The 7,377-nt window shown below is 67.6% G+C and carries 7 protein-coding genes and 1 tRNA gene; 4 read left to right on the forward strand and 4 right to left on the reverse strand.

Annotation, left to right across the window (positions count from 1 at the left end):
* Together WBB07_RS07215 and WBB07_RS07220 are read left to right on the forward strand one after the other, a co-directional pair.
* On the forward strand, positions 1-984 hold a 984-nt coding region (locus WBB07_RS07215; protein WP_526306158.1), incomplete at its 5' end, for a quinone-dependent dihydroorotate dehydrogenase.
* Positions 985-1,047: 63 nt separating this feature from the next.
* Positions 1,048-1,992: a mechanosensitive ion channel family protein gene (locus WBB07_RS07220; protein ID WP_526306160.1), complete on the forward strand. Its 945-nt coding sequence runs from the start codon at positions 1,048-1,050 to the stop codon at positions 1,990-1,992.
* 10 nt (positions 1,993-2,002) lie between these two features.
* Here WBB07_RS07220 and WBB07_RS07225 read toward each other — a convergent pair whose 3' ends face one another.
* Both WBB07_RS07225 and WBB07_RS07230 read right to left on the reverse strand, forming a co-directional pair.
* Positions 2,003-2,533 carry a YbhB/YbcL family Raf kinase inhibitor-like protein gene (locus WBB07_RS07225; RefSeq protein ID WP_526306162.1) on the reverse strand — a complete coding sequence of 177 codons (531 nt, stop codon included), beginning with the start codon at positions 2,531-2,533 and terminating at the stop codon, positions 2,003-2,005.
* A gap of 19 nt (positions 2,534-2,552) precedes the next feature.
* Positions 2,553-3,896 (reverse strand): M20/M25/M40 family metallo-hydrolase, encoded by a 1,344-nt coding sequence (locus tag WBB07_RS07230; protein ID WP_526306164.1) that lies wholly within the window; start codon positions 3,894-3,896, stop codon positions 2,553-2,555.
* A 118-nt stretch (positions 3,897-4,014) separates the two neighbouring features.
* On the opposite strand from WBB07_RS07230, the gene WBB07_RS07235 reads away from it, so the two are divergent.
* A tRNA-Leu gene (locus tag WBB07_RS07235) sits at positions 4,015-4,100 on the forward strand.
* A 61-nt stretch (positions 4,101-4,161) separates the two neighbouring features.
* Here WBB07_RS07235 and WBB07_RS07240 read toward each other — a convergent pair.
* A complete protein-coding gene (locus WBB07_RS07240) occupies positions 4,162-5,010 on the reverse strand; it encodes a helix-turn-helix domain-containing protein (protein ID WP_526306166.1) in 849 nt (282 codons plus the stop codon).
* A gap of 79 nt (positions 5,011-5,089) precedes the next feature.
* On the opposite strand from WBB07_RS07240, the gene ilvD reads away from it, so the two are divergent.
* Positions 5,090-6,934 (forward strand): dihydroxy-acid dehydratase, encoded by a 1,845-nt coding sequence (gene ilvD, locus WBB07_RS07245; RefSeq protein WP_526306168.1) that lies wholly within the window; start codon positions 5,090-5,092, stop codon positions 6,932-6,934.
* On the opposite strand, the gene WBB07_RS07250 is transcribed toward ilvD, so the two are convergent.
* On the reverse strand, positions 6,931-7,377 hold a 447-nt coding region (locus WBB07_RS07250), incomplete at its 5' end, for an HNH endonuclease signature motif containing protein (protein ID WP_526306170.1). The genes ilvD and WBB07_RS07250 overlap by 4 nt on opposite strands.

Genomic DNA, 7,377 nt, shown 5'->3' on the forward strand with positions numbered 1-7,377 from the left:
GCCACCGCACCGGCGCCGGTGCGGCGCCGGCTGCACGCCGCGCTGGGCCCCTCGGACCCGGCACTTGCGAGCACGGCATTCGGCGTCCGATTCCCGGGACCGATGGGCCTGGCCGCCGGGTTCGACAAAGATGGTCACGGCCTGAACACCTGGGGCGCACTGGGATTCGGTTACGCCGAAGTCGGTACCGTGACGGCACAGCCGCAGCCGGGCAATCCGGTACCCCGGCTGTTCCGCCTGCCCGACGACCGGGCGCTGCTCAACCGGATGGGGTTCAACAACCACGGCGCCGCGGCGCTGGCCGCCCAGCTGATCCGGCACCACTCGCAGGTGCCGATCGGCGTCAACATCGGCAAGACGAAGGCCACCCCCGCAGAGAAGGCGACCGAGGACTATCGCAGCAGCGCGCGATTGCTGGCGCCGCTGGCCGACTATCTGGTGGTCAACGTCAGCTCGCCGAACACCCCGGGCCTGCGTGACCTGCAGGCCGCGGAGTCGCTGCGGCCGATCCTGGCCGGCGTACTGGAGGAATGCGGGGACACCCCGGTGCTGGTCAAGATCGCACCCGACCTCGCCGACTCCGACGTCGACAAAATCGCCGATCTGTCAGTCGAACTGGGCCTGGCCGGCATCGTCGCCACCAACACCACCATCTCGCGCAACGGACTGAGAACCCCCGGGGTTGCCGAACTGGGCGCCGGTGGGGTGTCGGGCGCACCGGTGGCCCACCGGTCACTGGAGGTGCTGCGCCGGCTCCACGGCCGGGTGGGCGACCGCCAGGTACTGATCAGCGTGGGCGGTATCGAGACCGCCGACGACGCCTGGCAGCGCATCATCGCCGGCGCCTCGCTGCTGCAGGGCTACACCGGGTTCATCTACGGCGGCGGGTTGTGGGTCAAGCACATTCACGACGGCCTGGCCGCCCGGCTGCGCGCCGCGGGATTCACGTCGTTGTCCGAGGCAGTGGGCTCGGGCCGCACTTAGAACAACGGATCGGGACCGGGGGGTGGGCCAAGCGGCCCGGGCCGCCTCGTAGGGTGGCATTCCATGGATTCCTCCCTTCTGGCCTTCGAATGGACGGACACCAGCCGCCACTGGCTCATCGAGGTCCCGATCAGGTTTGTCGCCTATGTGGCGGTCGCGCTGGTTCTCCGGCTCGTCCTGCACCGCATGATCGACCGCGCAACAACGGCGCGAGCCCGCAAGGACCGCACCCACGACGCCGGCCACGGCTCCAGGACACCCCCACTGGTGCGCTACCTGCGGGACCGCGTGCCCACCTCGTCGGTCAGCGAACAGGTGCTGCTGCGCCGGCAGCAGCGCGCCCAGACCATCGGTTCGGTTCTGAAGTCGACGGTTTCGATCATCCTGCTGGTCTGGGTGGTTCTCGCGCTGTTGAACCTGCTCGGCGTCAACATCGCACCCTTCATCGCCTCGGCCGGCGTCGTCGGACTTGCCATCGGCTTCGGCGCCCAGAACCTGGTGCGCGACTTCGTCACCGGAGTGTTCATGCTCCTGGAAGACCAGTACGGGGTCGGCGACACCGTCGATCTCGGTGAGGCGGTGGGCGAGGTCGAAACCGTCGGTCTGAGGATCACCACCGTCCGCGACATCGACGGCACCCTCTGGTACGTCCGCAACGGCGAGATCGCCCGCGTCGGGAACATGAGCCAGGAGTACGCGGTCGCGCGCATCGAGGTGCCCGTCGCACTGACCGCCGACATCGAGCGTGCCGAAAAGGTCGCCGTGCAAGCAGCCGAGGCCGCGCTCGCCGACTCCCCCTTGTCCGACAAAGTGATCGGGGAACCCCAGATGTTGGGGGTGCAAGAGCTGTCCCCGGACCTGATCAAGCTACGCATGACCGTGAAGGTCCGGCCCAACGCCCAATGGGCGGTGCAACGCAGGTTGCGCCGCGCCATCCTGCGCGCCTACGACGAGAACGGCATCGACCTGCCGTATCCCACCGGTCGCGCCCAAGTCGTCAACGACTAGCGGCGCCGCGCTACTTCTGCTCGTACGTCCCGATCAGCAGGGCCCGCGCGATCGCATTGCCGAAGAGGTTGAAGCCGAGGTATGCCGGCGTCGCGTCGCCGCCGATCTCCAGCTTCTCGACCTGCAGGGCGTGCACGGCAACGATGTAGCGGTGTGCCCCATGTCCCGCCGGAGGTGCGGCACCGACAAAGCGAGGCAGCCCGGCATCGTTACGCAAGGTCAGGGCGTCACCGGGCAGCGAGCTGCCGTCGCCGACCCCGGCCGGCAGGTCGGTGACCGTGCCCGGCAAGTTGGCCACCGCCCAGTGCCAGAATCCCGATGCGGTGGGGGCATCGGGGTCGTACACCGTCACCGCAAAACTGCGGGTCTCCTCCGGGAATCCGGACCAGCTCAGCTGCGGCGAGACATCCTCGCCACCGGCTCCCATCAGACCACTGACCTGTGCATTGGCCAGCGGCTGACCGTCGGAGAAAGACTCCGAAGTCAGGGTGAAGCTCGGCAACTTCGGCAGGAACTCGTAAGGGTCGTACGGAAAAGCCATCTCGCTGGGATCCTTTCAGTCAGCAGTTCTTCAGGAAGTGCTCGAGTACCTCGACTCCGAACTCCAGGGATTCGACGGGTACCCGCTCGTCGACGCCGTGGAACAACGCGGTGAAATCCAGGTCCGGCGGCAGCCGCAATGGGATGAAGCCGAAGCACCGAATTCCCAACCGGGCGAAGTGTTTCGCATCCGTGCCCGCCGACAGCATATACGGAACGGTGCGGGCCTCCGGATCCACGGACAGCAGCGCGGCATTCATCGCCTCGACCAGAGCACCATCGAAACTGGTTTCATAAGAAGGCAATTCGGTGACCCACTCGCGGGTGACATCGGGCCCGATGATCGCGTCGACCTCCCGCTCGAAGGCGGCCTGGCGGCCGGGCAGCACCCGGCAGTCGAAGACCGCCTCGGCCGTCGCGGGGATGACATTGGCCTTGTAGCCGGCTTTGAGCATGGTGGGGTTGGCGGTGTCGCGCAGGGTGGCACCGATGATGCGGGCGATGGAACCGAGTTTGGCGATGGTGCCGTCGATATCCGGTGACTCCGGGTCGAAGCTGTATCCCGTCTCTTCGGCGACGGCCGTCAGGAACTCCTCGACAGCGGGGCTCAGCACCAGCGGGAATTGGTGGCGGCCCAGCTTGGCGACGGCCTCGGCCAGGATGGTGACGGCATTGTCGGTGTGGATCATCGAACCGTGCCCGGCGCGGGCCCTGGCCGTGAGCCGCATCCACAGCATGCCCTTCTCGGCCGTCTCGATCAGGTAGAGCCGACGCTCGCCCCCGTCCTTGGTCGGCACGGTGAGCGAGTAACCGCCCACCTCGCCGACGGCCTCGGTGATGCCGTCGAACAGATCGGGCCGGTTCTCCACCAGCCAGCGGCAGCCGTACTTGCCACCGGCCTCCTCGTCGGCGACAAACGCGAAGACCAGGTCGCGCGGCGGGACGATTCCGGCGCGTTTGAAGTGCCGCGCCACCGCCACCATCATGCCGACCATGTTCTTCATGTCGATGGCGCCGCGACCCCACACGTAACCGTTCTCGACGGCGCCGGAGAACGGGTGCACGCTCCAGTCCGCGGCCTCGGCCGGCACCACGTCGAGATGGCCGTGGATCAGCAGCGCGCCGCGGCTGCGGTCGGCGCCCTGGAGGCGGGCGAACACGTTGCCGCGACCGGGCGCCCCGGACTCGACGTACTCGCAGGAGTAGCCCACCTCTTCGAGCTGGTCGGCGATCCAGCGCGCGCACTGCTCTTCCCCCTTGGTGGTGGCGAGCTCACCGGTGTTCGAGGTGTCGAACCGGATCAGGGAGCTGACGAGGCCCACAACTTCTTCTACGGGAGTGCTCACAGTCCCCTTTCCTACCACCTGCCCCGGAGGTCCCCGGCGACGCGGGTGAAGACCTGCATTTTGGCGCGAGCCATGCCATCCGTTAGCCTTAGTCGCCCCCAGCGTTTCAACCGCGGCGGGCAGCAGTAAACACTCGGTCCGAGTGGCGGAATGGCAGACGCGCTAGCTTGAGGTGCTAGTGCCCTATTAACGGGCGTGGGGGTTCAAGTCCCCCCTCGGACACATCTGGAGCACTCAACCCCGGTCGATCAACCGGGGTTGAGTGCGTTGTGGGAGCGAGTGGTCAGCGCTGCGCCTGGGCGACCAGCTCGGCCAATCTTTCGGCGTTGCCGCCGGCCGGAACCGGGAGATAAGCGACGATCTGGATTTCCGGCGCATCGGCGGGGGTCAGCTGATGATGCTCGAGCAGCAGTTCACCCACCACCGGATGGAAGAACCGGCGCTCTCGGGAGGCGAACCGCTCGACGCTGCTGGCCTGCCACCCCGCCCGGAAGTGCTCGCTGTCGTCCAGGAGCCGCTCGATGAGCTGGGTGTAGGTCAGCTCCCCCACCCGCGGGCCGGCCTCCGCGCGGAACTCCGCGAGGAACCGCCTGCTGTCGCTGTCCCAGTCCGGCAGCAGCTCACGGATCGCGGGATCGGTGAACACCAGCCGCAGCAGGTTGCGGTCGGCGGCCGCGGTGGTCTCGATGTTCGGGTACAGGGCGGCATACGCGCGATTCCAGGCCCCGATGGTCCAGGTGGGTCCGATGGCAAACGCCGGGTAGCCGATAAGCGCATCGAGGAATCGCTGGATGTGCGGCGGCGGCGGCCCGGCCTCCCCGACGACCGCGGGCTCCGCGGTGTAGCCACCGAGTGCCAGCACATAGTCATGCTCGGCCGGCGACAGCCGTAGCGCGCGGGACACCGCATCGAGTACCTGCTTCGACGGGTTGATGTCGCGGCCCTGCTCCAGCCAGGTGTACCAGGTGGCACTCACCCCGGAAAGCACCGCGACCTCCTCGCGGCGCAGCCCGCTGGTGCGCAGCCGAGGCACGGCCGGGAAGCCGAGTTCAGTGCGCGGCGCGCCGTCCCGGCGGGCCCGCAGGAACTCACCGAGCGCCCGCCGTTGCCGGGTGCGTTTGTCCGATGTCACAACGCTCAGGGTAGTAGTACCAGTTCTAGTATCAGGGCCGACTTCCCACGTAGCAGCCCACAATGCCAAGGTATGCGGTATGGCGGAACTTCGGTCACGGACGGTCACCCACGGTCGCAACATGGCGGGAGCGCGCTCACTGCTGCGCGCCGCCGGGGTTGCCAGCTCCGATATCGGCAAGCCGATCATCGCGGTGGCCAACAGCTTCACCGAGTTTGTCCCCGGCCACACCCACCTGCAGCCCGTCGGCCGGATCGTCTCCGAAGCCATCCAGGCCGCCGGCGGGGTGCCGCGCGAGTTCAACACCATCGCCGTCGACGACGGGATCGCCATGGGCCACGGCGGCATGCTCTACTCGTTGCCGTCGCGTGAGCTGATCGCCGACTCCGTCGAGTACATGGTCAACGCGCACTGCGCCGACGCGTTGGTGTGCATCTCCAACTGCGACAAGATCACTCCCGGCATGCTGATGGCCGCCCTGCGCCTGAACATCCCCACCGTGTTCGTCTCCGGCGGCCCGATGGAGGGCGGCACCGCGGTCCTGGTCGACGGGACGGTGAAGACCCGGCTGAACCTCGTGTCCGCGATCGCCGACGCCGTCAACACCGACGTCTCCGATGACGACATCGCCCGCATCGAAGAGGCCGCCTGCCCCACCTGCGGCTCCTGTTCGGGCATGTTCACCGCGAACTCGATGAACTGCCTGACCGAGGCACTCGGCCTGGCACTGCCGGGCAACGGCTCGGTGCTGGCCACCCACACCGCCCGCCGCGCGCTGTACGAAAAGGCCGGCGCCACCGTGATGGATATCGTGCGGGCCTACTACGAACGCGATGACGCCAGCGTGCTGCCGCGGGCCATCGCCACCCGCGACGCCTTCGACAACGCCATGGCACTCGACATCGCCATGGGCGGGTCCACCAATACGGTGCTACACCTGCTGGCCGCCGCGCTGGAAGCCGAACTGGACTACACCCTCGAAGACATCGAGAAGCGCAGCCAGATGATCCCGTGTCTGTGCAAGGTCGCCCCGAACGGGCATTACCTGATGGAAGACGTGCACCGCGCCGGCGGCATTCCGGCGATCCTCGGTGAGCTGTGGCGCGGTGGACACCTGCACGAGACCGTGCACTCGGTGCATGCCGGCTCGCTGGCAGAGTGGTTGCGTAAGTGGGACATCCGTGGCGGATCACCGTCCGCGGAAGCCGTCGAGATGTTCCACGCCGCACCGGGATGTGTGCGTTCGGCGACAGCGTTCTCCCAGTCCGAGCGGTGGGAGTCCCTGGACACCGACGCCGAGAACGGCTGCATCCACAGCATCGAGAACGCCTACTCCGCCGACGGTGGACTGGCGGTGCTGCGCGGCAACCTGTCGGTGGACGGTTGCATCGTCAAGACCGCGGGCGTCGACGAATCCATCTGGAAGTTCTCGGGTCCCGCGGTGGTGGTGGAGTCCCAAGAGGACGCAGTGGACGCCATCCTGAACAAGCGGGTGCAGCCCGGCGACGTGGTGGTGGTCCGCTACGAGGGTCCCAAGGGTGGCCCCGGTATGCAGGAAATGCTCTACCCCACAGCATTTTTGAAGGGCCGCGGGCTCGGTGCCCAGTGCGCCCTGATCACCGACGGCCGGTTCTCCGGCGGCACCTCGGGCCTGTCGATCGGACATGTCTCACCTGAGGCGGCCGCCGGCGGCGTGATCGCCCTGGTCGAAGACGGTGACCTGATCACCATCGACATCCCGCACCGCAGCATCCAGGTCGACATCCCCGACGAGGAACTGGATCGCCGGCGTGCGGTCATCGAGGCGTCCGGCGGCTACCGGCCGAAGAACCGCGAGCGTGTCGTCTCCAGCGCTTTGAAAGCCTATGCGGCGCTGGCACTGTCGGCCGACAAGGGAGCAGCGCGGGATATCGCGTCGCTTTAGGCCGCCGGTGGTTGGTACGGCGAGTACCACCACCAGTTGGCGTGTTCACCGGTGGGTCCGGGGCAGGGTGGGACGTTGGGTGGGGGTGTGGTCGGGGGTCGGTCCAAGGAACCGGATTCAAGCTTTCGGCCCGACGCGTCGGTGACCACCAGGTGTTCGGCGGGTCCGGTCAGGGTGATGCCGCCGCGGTGATGCAGCCGGTGGTGGAACGGGCACACCAGCACCAGATTCGACAGGTCGGTGGGTCCGCCGTCCTCCCAGTGTTGCAGGTGATGAGCATGCAACCCGCGGGTAGCCCCACAGCCGGGGACCACACAGCAGCGATCCCGGTGTTCGAGGGCACGGCGCAGCCGACGGCTGATGGTGCGGGTTTCCCGTCCGGCCCCGATCGGTTGGCCAGCCCGTTCGAACCACACCTCGCAGGTGGCATCACAGGTCAAATA

It is taken from the genome of Mycobacterium sp. (genome assembly GCF_049647605.1).
GTDB lineage: Bacteria > Actinomycetota > Actinomycetes > Mycobacteriales > Mycobacteriaceae > Mycobacterium.

Bases quoted from the DNA above. Each gene is read 5' to 3' on its own strand.
- ilvD (WP_526306168.1), top strand. From the start codon at position 5,090: ATGGCGGAACTTCGGTCACGGACGGTCACCCACGGTCGCAACATGGCG.
- WBB07_RS07220 (WP_526306160.1), top strand. From the start codon at position 1,048: ATGGATTCCTCCCTTCTGGCCTTCGAATGGACGGACACCAGCCGCCAC.
- WBB07_RS07225 (WP_526306162.1), bottom strand. From the start codon at position 2,533: ATGGCTTTTCCGTACGACCCTTACGAGTTCCTGCCGAAGTTGCCGAGC.